The 21,860-nt window shown below is 70.2% G+C and carries 14 protein-coding genes and 2 pseudogenes; 5 read left to right on the forward strand and 11 right to left on the reverse strand.

Features of this window, described 5'->3' with window-relative positions:
- Positions 1-45: 45 nt before the first annotated feature.
- The 7 genes from ACFWFI_RS19230 to ACFWFI_RS19260 form a co-directional block, all read right to left on the reverse strand.
- Complete coding sequence (locus ACFWFI_RS19230; RefSeq protein ID WP_387391408.1) at positions 46-762, reverse strand: ABC transporter ATP-binding protein; 717 nt, start codon at positions 760-762, stop codon at positions 46-48.
- A complete protein-coding gene (locus ACFWFI_RS19235) occupies positions 759-1,709 on the reverse strand; it encodes an ABC transporter ATP-binding protein (protein ID WP_387391411.1) in 951 nt (316 codons plus the stop codon). The genes ACFWFI_RS19230 and ACFWFI_RS19235 overlap by 4 nt, the downstream gene beginning before the upstream one ends.
- A 5-nt stretch (positions 1,710-1,714) precedes the next feature.
- Positions 1,715-3,523, reverse strand: a complete 1,809-nt coding sequence (locus ACFWFI_RS19240) for a branched-chain amino acid ABC transporter permease (RefSeq protein WP_387391414.1) — start codon at positions 3,521-3,523, stop codon at positions 1,715-1,717.
- A 5-nt stretch (positions 3,524-3,528) separates the two neighbouring features.
- Positions 3,529-4,458 (reverse strand): branched-chain amino acid ABC transporter permease, encoded by a 930-nt coding sequence (locus ACFWFI_RS19245; RefSeq protein WP_387391417.1) that lies wholly within the window; start codon positions 4,456-4,458, stop codon positions 3,529-3,531.
- Between the two features lie 107 nt (positions 4,459-4,565).
- Complete coding sequence (locus ACFWFI_RS19250) at positions 4,566-5,774, reverse strand: branched-chain amino acid ABC transporter substrate-binding protein (RefSeq protein ID WP_387391454.1); 1,209 nt, start codon at positions 5,772-5,774, stop codon at positions 4,566-4,568.
- A gap of 611 nt (positions 5,775-6,385) precedes the next feature.
- A complete protein-coding gene (locus ACFWFI_RS19255; protein WP_387391420.1) occupies positions 6,386-6,856 on the reverse strand; it encodes a PaaI family thioesterase in 471 nt (156 codons plus the stop codon).
- 133 nt (positions 6,857-6,989) lie between these two features.
- Positions 6,990-9,260, reverse strand: a complete 2,271-nt coding sequence (locus tag ACFWFI_RS19260) for an FdhF/YdeP family oxidoreductase (protein WP_387391423.1) — start codon at positions 9,258-9,260, stop codon at positions 6,990-6,992.
- A gap of 263 nt (positions 9,261-9,523) precedes the next feature.
- Here ACFWFI_RS19260 and polA point away from each other — a divergent pair, with 263 nt between their 5' ends.
- Positions 9,524-12,235 (forward strand): DNA polymerase I, encoded by a 2,712-nt coding sequence (polA, locus tag ACFWFI_RS19265; protein ID WP_387391426.1) that lies wholly within the window; start codon positions 9,524-9,526, stop codon positions 12,233-12,235.
- A gap of 40 nt (positions 12,236-12,275) precedes the next feature.
- On the opposite strand, the gene ACFWFI_RS19270 is transcribed toward polA, so the two are convergent.
- Positions 12,276-13,151 carry a DUF4184 family protein gene (locus ACFWFI_RS19270; RefSeq protein ID WP_387391429.1) on the reverse strand — a complete coding sequence of 292 codons (876 nt, stop codon included), beginning with the start codon at positions 13,149-13,151 and terminating at the stop codon, positions 12,276-12,278.
- A gap of 187 nt (positions 13,152-13,338) precedes the next feature.
- On the opposite strand from ACFWFI_RS19270, the gene ACFWFI_RS19275 reads away from it, so the two are divergent.
- Positions 13,339-15,024: a lytic transglycosylase domain-containing protein gene (locus ACFWFI_RS19275; RefSeq protein ID WP_387391432.1), complete on the forward strand. Its 1,686-nt coding sequence runs from the start codon at positions 13,339-13,341 to the stop codon at positions 15,022-15,024.
- Positions 15,025-15,110: 86 nt separating this feature from the next.
- On the opposite strand, the gene hrpB is transcribed toward ACFWFI_RS19275, so the two are convergent.
- Positions 15,111-17,612 (reverse strand): ATP-dependent helicase HrpB, encoded by a 2,502-nt coding sequence (hrpB, locus tag ACFWFI_RS19280; RefSeq protein ID WP_387391435.1) that lies wholly within the window; start codon positions 17,610-17,612, stop codon positions 15,111-15,113.
- A gap of 45 nt (positions 17,613-17,657) precedes the next feature.
- The gene (locus tag ACFWFI_RS19285) at positions 17,658-18,482 is read right to left on the reverse strand and encodes a class I SAM-dependent methyltransferase (RefSeq protein ID WP_387391438.1); all 825 of its coding nucleotides are present in this window, start codon (positions 18,480-18,482) and stop codon (positions 17,658-17,660) included.
- 398 nt (positions 18,483-18,880) lie between these two features.
- Between ACFWFI_RS19285 and rpsA the strand changes: the two are divergent.
- The 3 genes and pseudogenes from rpsA to tpg form a co-directional block, all read left to right on the forward strand.
- Positions 18,881-20,359: pseudogene (gene rpsA / locus ACFWFI_RS19290) on the forward strand (30S ribosomal protein S1); the annotation flags it as partial.
- Positions 20,359-20,568, forward strand: a pseudogene (locus ACFWFI_RS19295) (hypothetical protein); the annotation flags it as partial. The pseudogenes rpsA and ACFWFI_RS19295, both read left to right, overlap by 1 nt.
- A 4-nt stretch (positions 20,569-20,572) precedes the next feature.
- Complete coding sequence (tpg, locus tag ACFWFI_RS19300) at positions 20,573-21,130, forward strand: telomere-protecting terminal protein Tpg (RefSeq protein WP_387391440.1); 558 nt, start codon at positions 20,573-20,575, stop codon at positions 21,128-21,130.
- Between the two features lie 79 nt (positions 21,131-21,209).
- On the opposite strand, the gene ACFWFI_RS19305 is transcribed toward tpg, so the two are convergent.
- Positions 21,210-21,581 carry a hypothetical protein gene (locus ACFWFI_RS19305; protein ID WP_387391443.1) on the reverse strand — a complete coding sequence of 124 codons (372 nt, stop codon included), beginning with the start codon at positions 21,579-21,581 and terminating at the stop codon, positions 21,210-21,212.
- Positions 21,582-21,860: the final 279 nt, after the last annotated feature.

The raw sequence follows: 21,860 nt of genomic DNA on the forward strand, positions 1-21,860 counted from the left end.
CCCCCGGGATGTCCGGGGGCGGGCCCTTGTCTTGTGCGTGGGTGCTCAGTCCTCGCCGAGGTAGGCCTTGCGGACCGACTCGTCGTGGAGCAGGTCGGCGCCGGTGCCGGAGAGGACGACCTTGCCGACCTCCATGACGTGGCCCTGGTCCGCGAGGGAGAGGGCTGCCTGGGCGTTCTGCTCGACGAGCAGGATCGTGGTGCCCGACGCCTTGAGCTCGACGATGGTCTCCATGATCTTCTGCATCATGATCGGCGAGAGGCCCATGGAGGGCTCGTCGAGCATGAGCAGCTTGGGCTGGGACATGAGCGCGCGTCCCATGGCGAGCATCTGCTGCTCGCCTCCGGAGAGGGTTCCGGCGGCCTGCTTCCGTCGTTCCCCGAGGATGGGGAAGAGGTCGTAGGCGCGCTGGACGTCCTTCTCGATGCCTGCCTTGTCCTTGCGGAGGTAGGCGCCGAGGAGGAGGTTCTCGGCGATCGTCAGCCGGGGGAAGATGTGGCGTCCCTCGGGGGAGTGGGCGATGCCCAGGGAGACGATCTTGTGTGCCGGGATGCCTGTCAGCGGCTTGCCCTCGAAGAGGATGCGGCCGCCGGCGGGCTTGAGGAGTCCGGAGAGGGTGCGCAGGGTGGTGGTCTTGCCCGCGCCGTTGGTGCCGATGAGGGTGACGACCTGGCCGGCTTCGACGGTGAAGGAGATCCCCTTGACGGCTTCGATCTTGCCGTAGGCGACGCGGAGGTCTTCGACCTCGAGCAGTGCGGTCATCGGGTGTCCTCCTCCTCGGTGCGGGTGGTGTCGGTGTCGTCCGTGGCGGCGGGGGCTTCTGCCTTGTCCGCGGCTGCGGTGGCGCCTGCCTTGCCGGTGCTCGCTGCCGAGGCTTCGGCGGCTTCGACCTCGGCGGCTTCTTCGGCGCCGGGGGCGCCTTCGAAGGGGGTGCCGAGGTAGGCGGCGACGACGCGTTCGTCGCCCTGGACGACGGGGGCGGTGCCCTCGACGAGTTTTTCGCCCTGGACGAGGACGGCGACGCGGTCGCAGAGGTTGAAGATGAACCGCATGTCGTGCTCGATGACGAGTACGGCGATGCCCTGGTCCCGGATGGCGAAGATGAGTTCTTCGGTGACGCGGGTTTCCTGGGGGTTCATGCCGGCGGTGGGCTCGTCCAGGAGGAGGAGGCCGGGGTCGCTGGCGAGGGCGCGGGCGATTTCCAGCTTGCGCTGGTCTCCGTAGGGGAGGTTGCGCGCGAGGTGGTCGGCCTTGTCCGCGAGGCCGATGAACTCCAGGAGTTCCATGCAGTGTTCGCGGCTGGCGTTCTCCGCCTTCTTGTAGCCGGGGAGACGCAGGAGGGCGGACCAGAGGCCCTCCTTGGTCCTGGTGTGGCGTCCGACGAGGACGTTTTCCAGGACGGTCATGTTGGCGAAGAGGCGGATGTTCTGGAAGGTGCGGGCGATGCCTGCCTGGGTGACGAGGTGGGGCTTGGGCGGCAGGACGGTGCCCTTGTAGCTGACCTTGCCCTCGGTGGGGACGTAGAGGCCGGTGAGGCAGTTGAAGAAGGTGGTCTTGCCGGCGCCGTTGGGTCCGATGAGGCCGACGATCTCGCCCGCGTTGACGGTGAGGTTGACGTCGCGTACGGCGGTGAGGCCGCCGAAGCGCATGGTGACGCCGCTGGCGTCGAGGACCGTGGTGCCGGTGGTGGGTGCGTCTGTCTTGGTCATGGTGGTCACGCCCCCGCCTTCGTGGTGCCGGCGGCCGTGTCGGTGAGTGGTGTGTCCGGTGGTACGTCGAGCTGGCCGGTCTCGTGGAATTCGAGCTGCTTCCTGCGGTCGGCGACGAGGCCTTCGGGGCGGAAGCGCATCAGGAGGATGAGTGCGATTCCGAAGAGGAAGAGCTGGTAGTCCTGCATGAACTGGAGCTTGGCCGGGATGAGGTAGAGCAGTGCGGCGCCGACGAGGGGGCCGCTGAGGGTTCCCATGCCGCCGAGGATGACGGCGGCGAGGAGGAACGCGGAGTTGGGCGGTACGGATCCGGCGAACTGGTACTGCTCGGGGGTGACCGTGTAGGAGACGTGTGCCTGCACGGTTCCGGCGAGTCCGGCGAGGGTGGCGCCGAGGGCGAAGGCGAGCAGCTTGAGCCGGAAGGCGTTGATGCCCATGGCGGTGGCTGCGGTTTCGTCCTCGCGGATGGCGACCCAGGCGCGGCCGATGCGGGATTCTCCGGAGCGTCGGAAGACGAGGACGACGACGGCGGTGAAGAGGAGCATCAGCAGGTAGTAGTTGGCGGACCTGCCGAGGGTGAAGCCGCCGATGTCGTGGCTGATTCCGAAGTCGAAGCCGAGGAGCTTGAGGTCGGGGATGCTGGGGATGCCCTGGGAGCCGTTGGTGAGGTCGGGGCCGCTGACGCCGTTGAGGGCGTTGACGGTGAGCCGGAAGATCTCTCCGAATCCGAGGGTGACGATGGCGAGGTAGTCGCCGCGGAGGCGGAGTGTCGGGGCGCCGATGACGACGCCGAAGACGAGTGATGCCGCTGCTCCGGTGAGGACGGCGGCCCAGAAGGGGAACTGGACGCCGACGGGGGAGAGGGGGCTGCCGGAGACGAGTGCCGCGGCGTAGGCGCCGACGCCGAGGAAGGCGACGTAGCCGAGGTCGAGGAGTCCGGCGAGGCCGACGACGACGTTGAGGCCGAGTGCGACGGTCGCGAAGATGAGGATGTTGGCGCCGATGAGGGCGTATTCCTCGTTCTGCTGGGTGAAGGGGAAGCAGAACGCTGCGACGAGTGCGGCGCACAGGGTGACGTTGCGGTGCTTCGAGGTCAGCGCGGTGACGCGGGCGATGAGTCCGGCCCGGGTGAGTGCGGTGAATCCGAAGGCGACGGCGATGACGTAGCCGATGAAGAGTTCGGCGTATTCGGTGTCGATGCCGTAGGTGAAGACCTCGAGCGCGACGCCGAAGGCTCCGGCGATGATGAGGATTTCGGCCCAGGAGGGGAGTGCCTTGGCGCGGGCGGGTGCCGGTGCGCGGAGGCTGCCGAGGAATCGGTTGAGTGCGTTCGGGGTGGTGGTGTCGTCCAGGGGCTGGTCGTTGGGGAGTCCGAGGGCGGCGACGACGGCGAGGAGTGCGCCGATGAGGCTGACCCAGGCGCCGGGTTCCAGTTCGATCAGGCCGAGGAGGTTGCCGTTGTCGTCCTTGGTGACGATGACGGCGATGACGGTGTAGGCGGTGGTGATGAAGGTGCCGAGGGCGAGGAGCCTGGTGGGGCTGTTGGTGCCGCCGGGGGTGAGCCAGCGCAGGCCCTTGATGCCGTATCCGGAGAGGGCGAAGAGCAGGGTGAGTGCTGCGCTGATGAGGGTGAGGACCTGGAGGCCGCCGGGGTAGCCGGTGACGGTGAGGTCGCCGGGGAAGGTGTCGGTGTAGGTCCAGGCGAGGAAGGTGCCGATGAGGGCGAGTGCGGCGCCGGTGGTGGTGGCGGCGCGGGCTGCCGTGGTGGGCAGGGGGAGTGTGGCGCTGTGCGCGGCGGGGGTCGTGGTGGTCATGGGTATCACGCCCTGTCCGCGACGCGTTCGCCCAGCAGGCCTTGCGGGCGTATGAGGAGGACGAGGATGAGGAGCACGAAGGCCCACACGTCCTTCCAGGCGCCGCCTCCGAAGAGTTCCATGCCGGGGACGTCGCTCATGTAGCCGGTGGCGAGGGCTTCGGCGACGCCGAGGACGACTCCGCCGAGCATGGCGCCGTAGATGTTGCCGATGCCGCCGAGGACGGCTGCGGTGAAGGCCTTGAGGCCCATGATGAAGCCCATGCGGAAGCCGATCTGGCCGTTCTTGAGCCCGTAGGCGACGGCGGCGACGGCGGCGAACGCGGCACCGATGGCGAAGGCCATGACGATGATGCGGTCGGTGTTGATGCCCATGAGCTTGGCGGTGTCGGGGTCCTGCGAGGTGGCCTGCATGCCGCGGCCGGCTCGTGTCTTGGAGACGAAGAGGCCGAGGGCGAGCATGCAGACGGGTGCGGCGATGAGGACGAAGAGGTCGCCGCGCTGGATGTGGGCGCCGAAGAGGTCGATCGCTTCACCCTTGAACTGGGGGAAGGAGCGGTCCTTGGTGGCGTCGGGGTACCACATCCACACTGCCTGCTGGAGTGCGAGGGAGAGGCCGATGGCGGTGATGAGGGGGGCTAGGCGTGGCGCGCTGCGCAGTGGCCGGTAGGCGAAGCGTTCGGCGGCGACGCTGACGGCGACGGAGCATATGACTCCGCCGGCGATCATGAGGGGTATCGCAGCGAGCAGGGAGAGTCCGGACGGAAGCCCGAGGTAGACCGTGAGGGCTCCGAAGCCCCCGATCATGAAGATCTCGCCGTGTGCGAAGTTGATGAGCTGGATGATTCCGTAGACCATCGTGTAACCGATCGCGATGAGACCGTACATCGCGCCGAGGATGAGTCCATTGGCCAGCTGTTGCGGCAGTTCGTTCACCGCAGGGCCTCCGTGGGTGGTTCGGATATGGCACCGCGCGGGAGTGCTCGTAGCGCTCCCGCGCGGTCTTGTTTGCGTGTGCTGTGGCCGTGGGGTCCTTGGTGGACCTACTTGACGGCCTCGCTGAGCTTGGAGGCCCACTTGCCGCTGGTGACCTGGTAGGCGGTCATCATGGTGTTGGTGGTGTCGCCGTACTCGTCGAAGGAGACGGGGCCGGTGACGCCTTCGAAGCTGACCTTGCTCATCGCTTCGAGGACCTTGGCGCGGGCGTCGTCGGGGAGCTTGCCGTCGTTCTCGGCGACGACTGCCTTGACGGCCTCGATGATGGACCAGGCGGCGTCGTAGGTGCCGCCGCCGTAGGCCTCGTAGGCGTCCTTGTAGCCGGCGGTCTTGTAGTCGGCGATGAACTTCTTGGCGGACTCGAGCTCTTCGACGGGCTTGCCGACGGAGGTGGCGATGTCGCCTTCGGCCTTTTTGTTGAGCTTGATGAAGTCGGCGCTGTACATGCCGTCGCCGCCCATGAGGGGGATCTGGACGCTGTCCTTGAGCTGCTGGCTCAGGGGTGCGCCGGCGGGGTACTCACCGCCGTAGTAGACGGCCTTGGCGCCGGAGCTCTTGACCTTGGTGACGACGGAGTTGAAGTCGCGGTCGTCGGGGTTGATGTGGTCGGTGCCGACGATCTTGCCGCCGAGCTCCGTGAAGGTCGACTTGAAGGAGGCGGCGAGGCCTGCGCCGTAGGGCTTCTGGTCGTCGATGAGGTAGACGTCCTTGACCTTGGCGTTCTTGAAGAGGTAGTTCGCGGCGAAGGCGCCCTGGATGGCGTCCGTGGTGGCGGTGCGGAAGTAGGCCGCGTAGGGGCGCTTCTTGTCGCCGGTCTTCCAGTTGTTGCCCTGGGTCAGCTCGGTGCCGGTGTTGGCGGGGGAGACCTGGGTGAGCTTGGCGTCGGTGAAGGGCTTCTGCATCGACTGGGCGACGCCGGAGTTCAGCGGGCCGACGACGCCGAGGAGGTCCTTGTTGCCGATGAACTTCTGGGCGTTTTGCTGGCCGACGGAGGGCTGGGCCTGGTCGTCGAGTGCCTGGAGTTCGAACTTGACGCCGGGGACCGTCTTGTCCGCGTTGGCGGTCTTGACGGCGAGGTCGGCGGAGTTCTTGATGCCGAGGCCGAGGGCGGAGAGGTCGCCGGTCAGGGGTGCGTCGACACCGATGACGACGGTCTGGGTGTCGCCGCCGCTGCTGCCCTTGGTGTCGTCGTCGCGCGATCCGCAGGCGGTGAGCGTCAGTGCGCCTGTGGTGAGCACTGTGGTGAGTATGAGCAAAGAACGGTGTCGCACGAAAGGTCCTTTCCCTGGCGCGGCCTCCTCTGCTGAGGTGCCGTGACGATCGCCGGGCCGTACTGGTCGATACAGGGCCGTGCAGCAGACGCGCCCGGCGGCGCGGTGACTGGCCGTGACTCTAAGGGCAGGTGAGGGGGCGCGGGACGGGTCCGCTGATGATGTGACTGTCTTGTTATGCCGTGGGGAAGGCTTGTTGGTCGCAGTGTGGAGATGTACGGCATTTGCCCGGGCGCCGAAGTGACCGCATGGTGAGAACCCGCAGCTCTGCTAAGGGGCTTGGGGTGATCTTGGTGCTGTCGCGCGAATCGGGGCGCAAGGGGCACGGGGGGAGGTCGGCCGGCCGTGCGGGAGCGGGGTGCGCGACGTTTTTCGTGTATTGCACACATGTTACGCAGTGTTACATGTGTGGGATGTGTGTGATGGGCCGCGAAGGTGGCGCGGCTGTTGAAGTGGCTCATGGAACGGGCTTGGCGGTCAAGGGTGTTGACCCTGCGTGTCCGTCAAGTCCACGGAATTGCTGCGGATATGGGTCTGCCCGGTCCGGAATGCGGTGAGCTTTCCGGCCGGGCAGTGGGGTGTTGACGCGGGGTGGGTCAGTCGGCGGTGGGGCGGGGTGCGTCGCGGAGCAGGCAGGTGAGGCGGGCGGTGCAGACCCGCTTTTCGTGCTCGTCGGTGATGACGATCTCGTACGTGGCGGTGGAGCGGCCCCGGTGGACGGGGGTGGCGACGCCCGTGACGAGGCCGTTGCGGACGCCGCGGTGGTGGGTGCAGTTCAGGTCGACGCCCACGGCGATCTTGGTGGCGCCGCCGTGGAGCATGGTGCCGATGGAGCCGAGGGTCTCGGCGAGGACGGCCGAGGCGCCGCCGTGGAGCAGTCCGTAGGGCTGGGTGTTGCCCTCGACGGGCATGGTGCCCACGACGCGGTCGGCGGAGGCCTCGACGATCGTGACGCCCATGCGCTCGCCGAGGTGTCCGGCGGAGAAGAGTGCGGGGAGGTCGACGCCGAGTGCCGCGTACTCGTCGATGATCTCCTGGGGGAACGTGGGTGCGGTGTGCTCGCCCATGGGGTCCGGCTCCGATCGTGTGCGGTCGTTCGCTGCTGTGTGCACTGTTCTTATCAGACGGCTGAGCGTGCGCTTAGTGCCTGTCGTCCGGATCACGCCGGGCTCGTGGGTGGTCCGGCACCGGCGCGGGAGCTCAGGTCCTCTCGAACCGGACGACGACCGACTTGCTGGCCGGGGTGTTGCTGGTGTCCGCGGTGGCGTCGAGCGGGACGAGCACGTTGGTCTCCGGGTAGTACGCGGCGGCGCAGCCCCGTGCGGTGGGGTAGTGGACGACGCGGAAGCCGGGGGCGCGGCGTTCGACGCCGTCCTTCCATTCGCTGACGAGGTCGGTGTAGGAGCCGTCGGCGAGTCCGAGGGCGCGGGCGTCCTCGGGGTTGACCATCACGATGCGGCGGCCGCCCTTGATGCCGCGGTAGCGGTCGTCGAGGCCGTAGATCGTGGTGTTGTACTGGTCGTGGGAGCGCAGCGTCTGGAGCAGCAGCCGCCCTTCGGGGAGCGCGGGGTACTCGACCGGCGCGGCGGTGAAGTTCGCCTTGCCGGTGGCGGTGGGGAAGCGGCGTTCGTCGCGGGGGGCGTGGGGGAGCGTGAAGCCGCCGGGCCGTGCGACCCGGGCGTTGAAGTCCTCGAAGCCGGGCACGACGCGGGAGATGCGGTCGCGGATCGTGCCGTAGTCCTTCTCGAAGTCCTCCCAGGGTGTGGTGGAGGCGGGGCCGAGGACTGCGCGGGCCAGGCGGGCGACGATCGCGGGTTCGGAGAGCAGGTGCGGGCTCGCGGGGGTGAGGTTGCCGCGCGAGGAGTGGACCATGCCCATGGAGTCCTCGACGGTGACGAACTGCTTCCCGCCTGCCTGGACGTCCTTGTCGGTGCGGCCGAGCGTGGGCAGGATCAGGGCGCGGGTCCCGGTGACGGCGTGCGAGCGGTTGAGTTTGGTCGAGACGTGGACGGTGAGCCGGGCGCGGCGCATGGCGGCCTCGGTGACGGCGGTGTCGGGGGTGGCGCCGACGAAGTTGCCGCCCATGGCGAAGAAGACCTTGGCGTCGCCGTCGCGGAGTGCCTGGATGGACCGTACGACGTCGTAGCCGTGGTGCCGGGGCGAGGTGATGCCGAATTCCTGGTCGAGGGCGTCGAGGAAGGCGGTGGAGGGCCGTTCGAAGATGCCCATGGTGCGGTCGCCCTGGACGTTGGAGTGGCCGCGGACGGGGCAGACGCCGGCGCCGGGCCTGCCGATGTTGCCGCGCAGGAGGAGGAGGTTGACCACCTCGCGGATGGTCGGCACGGAGTGCTTGTGCTGGGTGAGGCCCATGGCCCAGCAGACGATGGTGCGCCTCGACGCGAGGACCATGGCGAGCGCCTGCTCGATGGCGTCGCGGTCGAGTCCGGTGGCGGTGAGGGTCTCGTCCCAGTCCGCCGCGCGGGCGGCCTCGGCGAACTCCTCGTAGCCGTGGGTGTGTTCGGTGACGAAGTCGGTGTCGACGGCTCCGTCGGCCTCGATGATCATTTTGTTCAGGAGGCGGAAGAGCGCCTGGTCGCCGCCGATGCGGATCTGGAGGAAGAGGTCGGTGAGGGCCGCCCCCTTGAGCATGCCGCGTGCCGTCTGGGGGTTCTTGAACCGTTCGAGGCCGGCTTCGGGCAGCGGGTTCACCGAGATGATCTTCGCGCCGGCGGCTTTGGCCTGTTCGAGGGCCGAGAGCATCCGGGGGTGGTTGGTGCCGGGGTTCTGCCCGGCGACGATGATCAGGTCGGCCCGGTGGAGGTCTTCGAGGCTGACGCTGCCCTTGCCGATCCCGATGGTTTCGGTGAGGGCCGAGCCGGACGACTCGTGGCACATGTTGGAGCAGTCGGGCAGGTTGTTGGTGCCGAACTCCCGGGCGAAGAGCTGGAGGAGGAACGCCGCTTCGTTGCTGGTGCGGCCGGAGGTGTAGAAGAGCGCCTCGTCGGGGGAGGAGAGCGCGGTCAGCTCCTCGGCGATGATCTGGAAGGCGCGCTCCCAGGTCACGGCCTCGTACCGATCGGCGCCCTCGGGCAGATACACAGGTTGCGTGATGCGTCCCTGCTGGCCGAGCCAGTAGCCGCTGCGGGTTCCCAGGTCGGCTACGGGGTGGGCGGCGAAGAAGTCGGGGGTGACGCGGCGCAGGGTCGCTTCCTCGGCGACGGCCTTGGCGCCGTTCTCGCAGAACTCGGCCGCGTGGCGCTTGTCGCCCTCGGGCCAGGCGCAGCCGGGGCAGTCGAAGCCGTCCTTCTGGTTGACCTTGAGGAGGGTCTGCGCGGTGCGCCGCACGCCCATCTGCTGCTGGGCGATGCGCAGGGTGTGGGCGATGGCGGGCAGCCCGGCGGCGGCGTGCTGGACCCCGTCGATCTGCGGCGCGTCCTGGACCGGGTCACCGGTCGGGGGCTTCGTGGCCATGGTGCTCCCCTTCGAGCCTTCGGCCGCCTCCGAGCGCGTGCGGGCGCGCATCGCGGCCGTGCGTGTCGTGGCGTCCTGTCGCGTCTTCTTACGCCTTCACAGTCCTTCGATCCTGTCATGCACGCGTGCCGGGGTGCTCCGGGGGAAGCGGGGAGTGCGGGAGACCGGTCCGGAGGCCGTGATATCGGGGCCGGACGGCGCCCGGTCCGGGGGCGGGCGCAGGCCGGTCCGGATTGTCAGCGGTCCGTGGCAGGATCGGGGGCGTGGCTGAGACGGCATCGAAGAACACGGCAGACAACCGACCGCGCCTGCTCCTCATGGACGGGCACTCCCTGGCGTACCGGGCGTTCTTCGCCCTGCCCGCGGAGAATTTCACGACGGCGACGGGGCAGCCGACGAATGCCGTGTACGGCTTCATGTCGATGCTGGCGAACACGCTGCGCGACGAGGCCCCCACGCATTTCGCGGTCGCGTTCGACGTGTCCCGCAAGACGTGGCGTGCGAAGGAGTTCCCGGAGTACAAGGCGAACCGCTCCAAGACCCCCGACGAGTTCAAGGGGCAGGTCGAGCTCATCGGTGAGCTCCTGGACGCGATGCGCGCCGACCGGTTCGCGGTGGACGGTTTCGAGGCGGACGACGTCATCGCGACGCTGGCCACGCAGGCCGAGGCGGCGGGCTTCGAGGTCCTGATCGTCACGGGTGACCGCGATTCGTTCCAGCTGATCACGGACAACGTGACGGTGCTCTACCCCACGAAGGGCGTCTCGGAGCTGACGCGCTTCACCCCGGAGAAGGTCCAGGAGAAGTACGGCCTCACGCCGAACCAGTATCCGGACTTCGCGGCGCTGCGCGGTGACCCGTCGGACAACCTTCCGGGTATCCCCGGTGTGGGTGAGAAGACGGCGGCGAAGTGGATCAACCAGTTCGGTTCGTTCGCGGAACTGGTCGAGCGGGCCGACGAGGTGAAGGGTAAGGCGGGCCAGAATTTCCGGGACCACCTGGACGCGGTGAAGATGAACCGTGTGCTGACCGAGATGGTCCGTGACGTGGAGCTGCCGAAGGTCCCGGCCGAGCTCGAGCGTGCTCCGTACGACCGCACGGCGGTCACGGGTGTGCTGGACATCCTGGAGATCCGTAACCCGAGCCTGCGCGAGCGCCTGCTCGCCGTCGACCCGGGTGCGGAGGAGGCCGGTCCGCCGGAGCCCGCGGCCGGTATCGAGCTGGACGGTGCGGTGCTGGGATCGGGCGAGGTCGCCCCCTGGCTGGAGGCCCGTGGCGGGCAGCCGCTCGGCGTGATGACCGTCGACACATGGTCGCTGGGCGCCGGCACGGTCACCGAGATCGCGCTCGCCGCCGCCGACGGGGCCGCCGCCTGGCTGGACCCGGCCGAGCTCGACGAGGCCGACGAGCAGGCCCTGGCCGCCTGGCTCGCGGACCCCGGGCAGCCCAAGGTCCTGCACAACGCCAAGAACGCCCTGCGGGTCTTCCCCGAGCAGGGCTGGCGGCTGGAGGGCATCACCATGGACACCGCGCTCGCCGCCTATCTCGTCAAGCCCGGCCGCCGTTCGTTCGCCCTGGACGCACTGGCCGTGGAGTACCTCGGCCGGGAGCTGGCGCCGGCCCCCGCGTCCGACGGGCAGCTGGCCTTCGGTGCGGAGGACCGCGCGGAGGCCGACGCCCTGATGGCGCAGGCGCGCGCGGTGCTGGACCTCGGGGACGCGTTCACGACGCGCCTGAAGGAGGTCGGTGCCACCGGGCTGCTGCACGACATGGAGCTGCCCACCTCGATCATGCTGGCCCGTCTGGAGCGGCACGGCATCGCCGCCGACCGGGCGCATCTTGAGGGCATGGAGCAGCAGTTCGCCGGTGCGGTGCAGCAGGCGGTGAAGGAGGCGCATGCCGCGGTGGGCCGTGAGTTCAACCTCGGCTCGCCCAAGCAGCTCCAGGAGGTCCTCTTCGGTGAGCTTGCCCTGCCGAAGACGAAGAAGACGAAGACGGGTTACACGACCGACGCGGACGCCCTGGCCTGGCTGGCCGCGCAGACCGAGCACGAGCTGCCGGTCATCATGCTGCGCCACCGGGAGCAGGCGAAGCTGCGGGTCACCGTCGAAGGCCTCATCAAGACGATCGGTGCGGACGGCCGTATCCACACCACGTTCAACCAGACGGTCGCGGCCACGGGCCGGCTCTCGTCGACCGACCCCAACCTGCAGAACATCCCCGTCCGTACGGACGAGGGGCGGGCGATCCGCCGGGGCTTCGTCGTCGGCGAGGGCTTCGAGACGCTGATGACGGCCGACTACAGCCAGATCGAGCTGCGGGTGATGGCCCACCTCTCCGAGGACGCCGGTCTGATCGAGGCGTTCACCTCCGGGGAGGACCTGCACACGACGGTCGCCTCGCAGGTGTTCGGCGTCGAGAAGTCGGCCGTCGACGCGGAGATGCGCCGCAAGATCAAGGCGATGTCCTACGGCCTGGCCTACGGGCTCTCCGCGTTCGGTCTCTCCCAGCAGCTGAACATCGACGCCGGTGAGGCGCGCGGGCTGATGGACACCTACTTCCTGCGGTTCGGCGGGGTGCGCGACTACCTGCACCGGGTCGTGGAGGAAGCCAGGTCCACCGGATACACGGAGACGGTCTTCGGCCGACGCCGCTACCTTCCGGACCTGAACAGCGACAACCGGCAGCGGCGCGAGACGGCCGAGCGGATGGCGCTCAACGCTCCGATCCAGGGAACGGCCGCCGACATCGTGAAGGTCGCGATGCTGCACGTGGACCGGGCGCTGACCGAGGCGAAGCTGACGTCACGGATGCTGCTCCAGGTCCACGACGAAATCGTCCTGGAGATCGCGAAGGGCGAGCGGGAGCAGGTCGAGGAGATCCTGCGCCGGGAGATGTCCACGGCGGTCGAGCTCCGTGCGCCGCTGGACGTCTCGGTCGGTGTCGGCACGGACTGGGAGACGGCCGCGCACTGAGGGCCGTCCCGGACGGGAGACAACGGGAGGCCCGACGGCCTCAGCCAGCTTCCTGGCCTGCGGGGCGGGTCCGTGCGGTGTCCGCACGGGGCCCGTCCAGCGGCCGGGGCCCGGACGGCTTCCGCAGCAGCCGCATCCACGCCCCGTACAGCACGAGTCCGGCCGCGAGGCCCGCTCCGGCTCCGAAGCACGCGGTCGGGATGATGTCCAGGGGCGTGCCGACGTTCCCGGAGTAGGTGTACCAGCGGGCACACCGGTGGACGACGCCCAGCAGGACGCACAGCGCCAGGAGCGCGCCGGCCCATCCGCGTTCGGTCCGGCCCAGCACCGGTACGGACTCCGGTGCCGGGACCGGACCGGTGCGCCGCAGGCCCGTGTACGTGAACCACGCCAGGATCATCAGGGCCAGCGCCGAACTGCCGTACTGGACGACCTGGAACACCGGGTGACCGCCGACGCTCCGGTTGAGGACGGGGATCAGCTCCGTGCCCCACCGGTCGTGATGTGTGAAGGCGTCCCACACGACATGGGTCCCCGAGCCGATGACGGCGGACAGGACGAACCACACCACCTCGGAGAGGACCGGCCCACCGGGCTGCCGGCGCCGTCCTCGTACGAAGGTGTGCACGCGCCCCTGTGCCGCCCCGGGCAGCAGCGCGACGAGCGGTTCGCGCAGCATCAGCCACAGTGCCACCAGGGCGCCCGTGATGAGGACATCCACGGTGAACACTCCCCACGCGGCGTGTGTCACCTCGCCGAACTCCATCGCCCCGGGCACGGCCGTGTCCGCGTAGTAGGTCAAATCGGGCGCGAACGACCCGGCGACGAGAGCGGATGCGACGAGCGGTCCACGGCCCGTGCCGGACCTCCGGATTCCCGGGAGCACGGCTGCGGCATGGCTGAGCGTGAACGGCATGGCGGCAAGTATGCGTGAGCCCGCGTCACCCGCCCGATGTGTTCCGGTGACTTGACGGCAGGGAAGCTGAGAAATCGGTAAGAACCGGTCAGGGGCCAGTGTTCGGGCGGCGGGAGTTGTCGTAGGGTCGCCTGAGTTCTCGCGCTGGGGAGCGCGGGCAGCCGTCGACGGGGAGGGACCGACACGTATGGCAGCGCAATTCGGCCGCAGACTGCGCAGGGGGGCCACCACCACCGCGGTGGCGGCGGCTGCCGTAGCGGCCCTCTCCGCCTCTCAGGCTCCTGCCGCACCGCACCCCGACAGTGCTGCGGGTGACCGGACGGCGACCGGTGCGACACCGTCCGGCGACAGCGCGGCCACGGGCAACTCGCCCTACTACACGGACCTTCCACCGCTCAACACGCCCAACAAGCCCGGTACTTCGATAAATCTGCCCGTGACAGGCAGTGCCGAAGCCGGCATACCCGCCTCGGTCCTGGCGGCGTACAAGAAGGCCCAGCAGGAGCTCGCCGGCACCGACGCCGCGTGCCGGCTGCCGTGGCAGCTGCTCGCCGCGATCGGCAAGGTCGAGTCCGGCCAGGCCCGCGGCGGCAAGGTCGACGCGAACGGCACCACCTTCTCCCCGATCCTCGGCCCGGCGCTCAACGGTCAGGGCTTCGCGCTCATCAAGGACACCGACGGCGGGCAGTACGACGGCGACGCGACCCACGACCGTGCGGTCGGCCCGATGCAGTTCATCCCGTCCACCTGGGCCACCTGGGGCCAGGACGGCAACGGCGACGGACGCAAGGACCCCAACAACATCTACGACGCCGCGCTCGCCGCCGGGCGCTACCTCTGCGCCGGCACCCGCGACCTGTCGCTCGCCGCGGACCTCGACCGGGCGGTACTGAGCTACAACCACTCGACGGAGTACCTGCGCACGGTGCGCTCCTGGTTCGACTACTACAACCGCGGCACCCACGAGGTCCCGGACGGCACGGGCGTCCTCCCGGCGGGCACGGACAACAGCACGTCCTCCCCGTCGCCCACGCCCACTCCCACGCCCTCGCCCAGCACTCCGAGCGGCGGTACGTCCCCGAGCCCCGACCCGGAGCCCTCGAAGCCCGGCGGCGGTACGACGCCGAGCCCCACCCCCACGCCTCCTCCCACGACCAAGCCGCCGACCACCACACCCACCCCGTCCGAGACCCTCGGCAGCCTCGAGAACGCGGGCACCGGCAGCCTCACCGCCACGGCCGGCGAGGCGTTCACCGAGCGCGTCAAGGTCCGGGCGAGGAACACGCTCGGCGCCCCGCTCGCCAAGACCTCGGTGACCTTCGCCCTCGTCGGCGAGACGGACACCCGCTTCGCCGGCGGGAAGAGCACGGTGACGCTGGCAACCGGAGCCGACGGCACCGTCACCGCTCCCGTCCTGACGGCCGGCGAGAAGACGGGCACCTTCAAGGTGACGGCGGTCGCCGGCACCACCAAGCCGCGCGCCGTCTCCTTGACCGCGAGCGTCACCGCCCGGGTGGCGGACACCATCGCCCGCACCGGCGACAAGGCTCTGACGGCCGCCCCCGGCGCCGAGTTCGCCGAGCGGGTCGAGGTCAGGACCACGTACAAGGGCACGGGGGTGGCGGACACCGCCGTCACCGCCACGATGATCACCGACGCGGAGACGCCCGCCGAGAACGACAAGGGTCCGTACTTCAAGGACGCGGACGGCAACCCCGTCCGCACCCTGGACCTGACGACCGGCGCCGACGGGCTCCTCGAGCTCCCGAAGATCTACGCCGACGACACGGCGGGCACCTACACGCTGCGGCTCACCACCGCGAGCGGCGCCACGGTGACCGTGGAGCTCAAGGTCGAGGCGCCCGCGGCCTGACCCGCACGGGACCGAGGGCGTCCGGCTACCGTGCCGGCCGCCCGGTCCTGCGCGGCGGGTGGCCCTGGCGCTGCCGGTGGTCCCGGTCAGTCCCGGCGCAGCCGCGCCGACGTGAAGCGGGTCGCCTCCGTCGTCGTCGGGTCCTCGGGCCACGGGTGCTTCGGGTAGCGGCCGCGCAGTTCCGCCCGTACGTCCCTGTACCCCTCCCGCCAGAACGACGCCAGGTCCGCCGTCACCGCCGCCGGGCGCCCGGCGGGGGAGAGCAGGTGGACCAGGACGGGCACCCCGGCCACCCGGGGCGTCTCGCTCAGCCCGAAGAGCTCCTGGAGTTTCACCGCCAGCACGGGCTGTTCGCCGCCGTACTCCACCCGGATCCTGGACCCGCTCGGCACCTCGATCCGCTCCGGGGCCAGCTCGTCGAGCCGGGCGGCGTCGCCCGTCGCCCACGGCAGGAGCCGTCGCACCGCCTGTCCGGCGTCGATCCGCGCCAGATCCGCGCGGCGGCCGGCCCGCGACAGCTCGGGCTCCAGCCACTCGTCGGCGCGTGCCAGCAGCGCGCCGTCCGACACATCGGGCCACGGCGCCCCCAGCACCCGGTGCAGAAACGCGAGCCGCAGCCGCAGCTGCTCGCTGTCCCGGGTCCACCGCAGCAGCCCCGGCCCCTCACGGCGCAGCCCCTCCAGCAGCGCCGCGCGCACCAGCTCCGGGGCGGGCCTCCGCAGCGCGCGCACCGAGAGTTCCACGGCGCCGAGGCGTTCCACGGAACGCGCCACCACGTCGCCGTCCGCCCAGCGGACCTCATCGCCGGAGAACCGCAGATGTCCGGCGGCCAGCCGTGCCGTGCCCTCGTCGACGACGGCCGCCAGCCGCACCCGGGCCGACGCGGCATGGGCGGGCCGGTCGGCGACCGCTACCGCGAGCCACGGTGCGCTGCGCAGCCGTGAGCCGTCCCGCAGCTCCGCGCCCGTGCCCGACGCCATCAGGAAGGCCCCCTCTCCCCGGGCCCGTGCCACGCGCTCCGGGAACGCCAAAGCCGCCACCAGTCCCACGGCGGCGTCGTCCGGCCCGCCCTCCGCGGCCCCCGTCGGGCCGAGGGACTGCGAGAGCCGCCGGACCTCCTGCCGCCAGCGTGCCGCGTAACCGTCCCCGCCGCGCCGTGCCGTGCGCAGCGCGTGCGCCAGGTCGTCGCCGTACTCCCGTGGCGGCTCCTCGCTCAGCAGCGCCACCACCTCCGCGGCCCGGCGCCCGCCCACCTCGTCCGCGCCGTCCAGGAGGGCGCGGGCCAGCCGGGGGTGCAGGCCGAGCCGGGACATCCTCACGCCCCGGCTCGTCGCGCGCCCCGCCTCGTCGACCGCGCCCACCGCGGCCAGCACCTCCCGGGCCGCGCCCATGGCGCCGGCGGGCGGCGGGTCCAGGAGCGCGAGCCCGGAGGCGTCCGGATCGCCCCAGCACGCCGCCTGCAGCGCGAACGCCGCGAGGTCGGCCACCTTGATCTCGGGGGAGGGGAACGCGGCGAGACGCCCGTCCTCGGCCTGGTCCCAGCAGCGGTACACGGCGCCCGGTGCCTCGCGCCCCGCGCGGCCCGCCCGCTGGCGGCCCGCCGCCCGCGACGCCCGTACGGTCGTCAGCGCGCTCAGCCCCCGCGCGTGGTCGGTACGCGGTTCCCTGGCGAGTCCCGAGTCCACGACGACCCGCACTCCCGGCACCGTCAGGGACGACTCCGCCACGGAGGTCGTCAGCACCACCCGGCGCCCGCCGGACGGACCGGCCAGTACCGCGTCCTGCACGGCGGCCGGGGCTCGCCCGTGCACCTGGAGCACCTCGGCGCCCGTGCCCGCGAGCTGCCCGGCCACCCGGCCGATCTCGCCGACACCGGGCAGGAAGCACAGGACGTCGCCGTCCCGCTCGGCGAGCGCCCGGCGCACCACCGCGGCCACATGCGTCAGCAGGGCCGGGTCCACCCTCATCCCGTGCGGCGGCCTCACGGGGCCGGTCGGCGGCGCCCAGACCACCTCGACCGGGTGCGAGACGCCCTGTGCCTCGACCACGGGGGCATCGCCGAGCAGCCGTGCCCAGCCTTCGGCGTCCGTCGTCGCCGACGCCGCGACCAGACGCAGGTCGGGCCGGATCGTCCCCCGTACGTCGAGCAGGAACGCGGCGGCCGTGTCGGCGTCCAGATGACGCTCGTGGCACTCGTCGATGATCACCACGTCGACGCCGGCCAGTTCCTGGTCGCGCTGCAGCCGCTGGAGGAGTACCCCGGTGGTCACGACCTCCACCACCGTGTCCGGTCCGACCGATCTCTCGCCGCGCACCGTGAAGCCGACCCGGCCGCCGGTCCGCTCACCGAGCAGCCACGCCATCCGCCGTGCCGCGGCCCGGGCGGCGATCCGGCGGGGCTCGGCGACGAGGACCCGGCGCGCCGGTCCGCCCCCGGTCAGTCCGGCGAGCACCAGAGGGACGAGGGTCGTCTTGCCGGTCCCCGGCGGCGCGCAGAGCACCGCCGCCCCCCGCTCGTCGAGCGCCCGCTCCAGGGCGGGCACAGCGGTGCGTACGGGCAACTGGTCCAGGGCGTCGGTACGGATCACGCCCCCAGTCTCGTACGCCGCGCCCGCGCCCCGGGCCGCCGGTGCCTAGCCGGCCCGCCCGTCCCGCTCGCAGACGAAGATCGCGGTACCGGGGATCAGGTGGCCGCGCAGCGGGGACCAGCCGCCCCACTCCTGGGCGTTCCAGGCCGGCCACTCCGGTTCCACCAGGTCGACCAGCCGGAAGCCGCCCGCCACCACGTCCCGCACCCGGTCGCCCAGCGTCCTGTGGTGCTCCACGTACACCGCGTCGCCGTGCTCGTCCTGCTCCACGTACGGGACCCGGTCGAAATAGGAGGCGGAGACGGAGAGGCCCTCCGGCCCCGGTTCGTCGGGGAACGCCCAGCGGATCGGGTGCGTCACCGAGAAGACCCAGCGGCCCCCCGGCCGCAGCACGCGGCGCACCTCGCGGAACACCTGGACGGGGTCGGCGACGAAGGGCACCGCGCCGTAGGCGGAGCAGGCCAGGTCGAAGGAGCCGTCCCGGAAGGGGAGCCGTCCGGCGTCGGCCTCCACCAGGGGGACGTCGTCGCCGATCCGCAGGGCGTGCTGGAGCTGGCGGTGGGAGAGGTCCAGGGCCACCGGGCGGGCGCCCCGCGCGGCGAGCCAGCGCGAGCACTGGGCGGCGCCGGCCCCGATCTCCAGGACGTCCAGGCCCTTCAGTCCGTCCGCCGGGCCCAGCAGGGCGGCCTCGGCCTCGTCCAGCCCCTCCGGACCCCAGATGAAGCGGTCGTCCCCGAGGAACGCCCCGTGGTCGCTCTGGTACTCGTCGGCGTTCCGGTCCCACCAGCCGCGGCTCGCCCGGCTGCTCTCCGCCTCACCGGCTTCCCGCCGGGTCGCTTCAGGTTCGGACTCGTAGATCTCTTGGCTCATCGTGCCCGTCGTTGTAGTTTGCCTTCACCCGCCTCGCGCGGGTGCCTCCACGGGCCGTACGGGTGAGTACGCCCGTGTGCGCGCGACACACCGCCGTGACCGATGTGGCCTCGGTGAACGTGAGTTGTGCCGGAATTGGGGTGTTGTGCCCCGGGTGTGCGCCTTCGCGCATTGACCCTGTCCGGCTGCCCCCGTATGCTACAAGTTGCGCTGCGAGCCTGCGCGCTTCAGACCTAGCAGGCCGCGCTCGCGTCTGTTGCATGTCCCCTCGGTTGTCGAGGGCGCCTTCCCGGTTCGGGTGGGGTGCTTTCCAGGCTGTCCGGCTTCTGCAGAGGCGATACGGGCTTTCGGCGTAGCAGTACCTACGACTCACTGTCCGTACCGGAGCCCTTTCCCACATGACGAGCAGCACCGAGACCACCGCCACCACTCCGCAGGTTGCGGTCAACGACATCGGCGACGCGGACGCGTTCCTCGCGGCGATCGACGAGACGATCAAGTACTTCAACGACGGCGACATCGTTGACGGTGTCATCGTCAAGGTTGACCGCGACGAGGTCCTCCTCGACATCGGTTACAAGACCGAAGGTGTCATCCCGAGCCGCGAGCTCTCGATCAAGCACGACGTCGACCCGAACGAGGTCGTCAAGGTCGGCGACGAGATCGAGGCCCTGGTTCTCCAGAAGGAGGACAAGGAAGGCCGCCTGATCCTCTCGAAGAAGCGCGCTCAGTACGAGCGTGCCTGGGGCACCATCGAGAAGATCAAGGAAGAAGACGGCATCGTCACCGGTACCGTCATCGAGGTCGTCAAGGGTGGTCTCATCCTCGACATCGGCCTCCGTGGCTTCCTCCCGGCGTCGCTCGTCGAGATGCGTCGCGTCCGCGACCTCCAGCCCTACGTGGGCAAGGAGCTCGAGGCCAAGATCATCGAGCTGGACAAGAACCGCAACAACGTGGTCCTGTCCCGCCGCGCCTGGCTCGAGCAGACCCAGTCCGAGGTCCGCCAGACGTTCCTCACGACCCTGCAGAAGGGTCAGGTCCGCTCCGGCGTCGTTTCCTCGATCGTCAACTTCGGTGCCTTCGTGGACCTGGGTGGCGTCGACGGTCTCGTGCACGTCTCCGAGCTCTCCTGGAAGCACATCGACCACCCCTCCGAGGTTGTCGAGGTCGGCCAGGAAGTCACCGTCGAGGTCCTCGACGTCGACATGGACCGCGAGCGCGTCTCGCTGTCGCTCAAGGCGACGCAGGAAGACCCGTGGCAGCAGTTCGCCCGTACGCACCAGATCGGGCAGGTTGTTCCCGGTAAGGTCACCAAGCTCGTTCCGTTCGGTGCGTTCGTGCGCGTCGACGAGGGCATCGAGGGCCTGGTCCACATCTCCGAGCTGGCCGAGCGCCACGTGGAGATCCCGGAGCAGGTCGTCCAGGTCAACGACGAGATCTTCGTCAAGGTCATCGACATCGACCTCGAGCGCCGTCGCATCAGCCTCTCGCTGAAGCAGGCCAACGAGGCCTTCGGCGGCGACCCGGCCTCGGTCGAGTTCGACCCGACGCTGTACGGCATGGCCGCGTCGTACGACGACCAGGGCAACTACATCTACCCCGAGGGCTTCGACCCCGAGACCAACGACTGGCTCGAGGGCTTCGAGGCTCAGCGCGAGGTCTGGGAGACCCAGTACGCCGAGGCGCAGCAGCGCTTCGAGCAGCACCAGGCCCAGGTCATCAAGTCCCGCGAGGCCGACGAGGCCGCTGCGGCCGAGGGCGCAGCTGCCCCGGCCGGCAGTGCCCCGGCTGCCTCCGGCGGCAGCGGTGGTGGCGGCGGCGGCTCGTACTCCTCGGAGTCCGCGGACAACTCCGGCGCCCTGGCGTCGGACGAGGCCCCTCGCAGGGAGAGAGCCCGCTGGACTTCCTGCCGTACACCACCTCCGGGAAGCCGCAGCCTGGCGGGTTCCGCCTCGGCCCGACACCCGGCCTGGCGAAGCTGGAGGGTGTGCAGTCGATGCTGTGGGCGGTCGACCTGATGGAGAAGGGCCTCAACCCGGCCCGCCACATCAAGGGCGGCGACGCCATCCTGGACGAAGGAGAGTAAGGCCGTGGGGGAGATCGACGACGCGATCGAAAGGGCCGACCGGGAAGCGTTCACCCGCGAGCCACCGAAGACCCTCAAGGGCCAGATCAGCTACCTGCTCCAACAGTTCGGCAGCGCAAAGGCCGTCGCGCAGGAGATCGGGGTCACCGCCGACTCCGTCAACCGCTACCGACGCGGTGCCCGCAAGCACGCCCGCGCCGACATCGCCGCCAAGATCGACGACGCCGTACGGCAGCGGTGGCAGCCCCTGGTGCGTAAGCGCCGCCAGCGCCAAGCAGCCACCACGGGCGGGGTCACGGTGGAGACCAGGGCCAGGTTCGGCTACACCGCCCCGGTCGGCACGACCGACGACGGCCGCTTCCGACGCCTCACCGTCCACCTCCCCCCGGCCTACGCACAGCGCCTGTTCGACGCCCGCGAAACCGGTGCCGGCGACCAGGAGATGCGCAAAATCATCGCCGAAGGATTCAAGGACGCCTATTTCCAGGACAGCGGAATTCGCGCCATGGGACTGTCGGACGTGGCAATCAACGACATTGATTATCTGGATCTCGACTACTGAAACCGACGCCTTTTATGGCGAGCATTGATCAACCGTTGTGAGACGAAGCACGACAGCTGCCACCAAGGCAGGAGTGTTGTCACTTCAAGTCAGTGGCTGGCTCCGCCGGGGGCCCGCCTCTGGCTACGCCGGTGCAGCCCAGTACCGCCGTTGCGGTGGCGTCGAGGAAGAGCATGAACGTCCAGGACAGGTCTGCCGCGTCGATGCGCCCGATGCGGAGAGGCTCCTCTCCTGCCTGGAAGAGGAGGTCGACGGTAGCGCCGAGGGCCAGCGTCGACTGGCCGCCCTTTTGGGTGATACGGAGCCGTGTTCGGTAGGTGTGTGCGACGCGGTCGGCAGGAACCAGGCCGTCCCAGACGATGAAGGCCCCGCCGGCGATCAACGCGTCGCGTGCAGGTCCACATGCCGTGGTCTGCTCGCCGAGCATCACAGCGAGCCCGTCGCGCGTCACGACACAACCCGGTGACAGGACGGCTGCTGATTGAGCGTCTGTGACAAGTAGCCTGCCTCCCAGGTGACAACCAGGCCGCTTCAGCCCGGCCCTTCTGCCGGCCTATTCGGCTCCGCCGGTGACAACTATCGAGCCTCGGCACGTTCCCGAACCCGAAGAACGCAGCCGACCGCCACGAGAACCGGCAGACCGCCGACACGACCGCCCAGCGGCTGCGCGACGCCACCGGCAAGATCCAGGACGACTGCACCGGCAACGACTTCTCCGACCACGGTGCCG

Source organism: Streptomyces sp. NPDC060209, assembly GCF_042728155.1.
Lineage (GTDB): Bacteria > Actinomycetota > Actinomycetes > Streptomycetales > Streptomycetaceae > Streptomyces.

Coding starts and splice junctions, on each gene's coding strand:
- ACFWFI_RS19230 (WP_387391408.1), bottom strand. CDS start 762: ATGACCGCACTGCTCGAGGTCGAAGACCTCCGCGTCGCCTACGGCAAG.
- ACFWFI_RS19235 (WP_387391411.1), bottom strand. CDS start 1,709: ATGACCAAGACAGACGCACCCACCACCGGCACCACGGTCCTCGACGCC.
- ACFWFI_RS19240 (WP_387391414.1), bottom strand. CDS start 3,523: ATGACCACCACGACCCCCGCCGCGCACAGCGCCACACTCCCCCTGCCC.
- ACFWFI_RS19255 (WP_387391420.1), bottom strand. CDS start 6,856: ATGGGCGAGCACACCGCACCCACGTTCCCCCAGGAGATCATCGACGAG.
- ACFWFI_RS19260 (WP_387391423.1), bottom strand. CDS start 9,260: ATGGCCACGAAGCCCCCGACCGGTGACCCGGTCCAGGACGCGCCGCAG.
- ACFWFI_RS19270 (WP_387391429.1), bottom strand. CDS start 13,151: ATGCCGTTCACGCTCAGCCATGCCGCAGCCGTGCTCCCGGGAATCCGG.
- ACFWFI_RS19275 (WP_387391432.1), top strand. CDS start 13,339: ATGGCAGCGCAATTCGGCCGCAGACTGCGCAGGGGGGCCACCACCACC.
- ACFWFI_RS19285 (WP_387391438.1), bottom strand. CDS start 18,482: ATGAGCCAAGAGATCTACGAGTCCGAACCTGAAGCGACCCGGCGGGAA.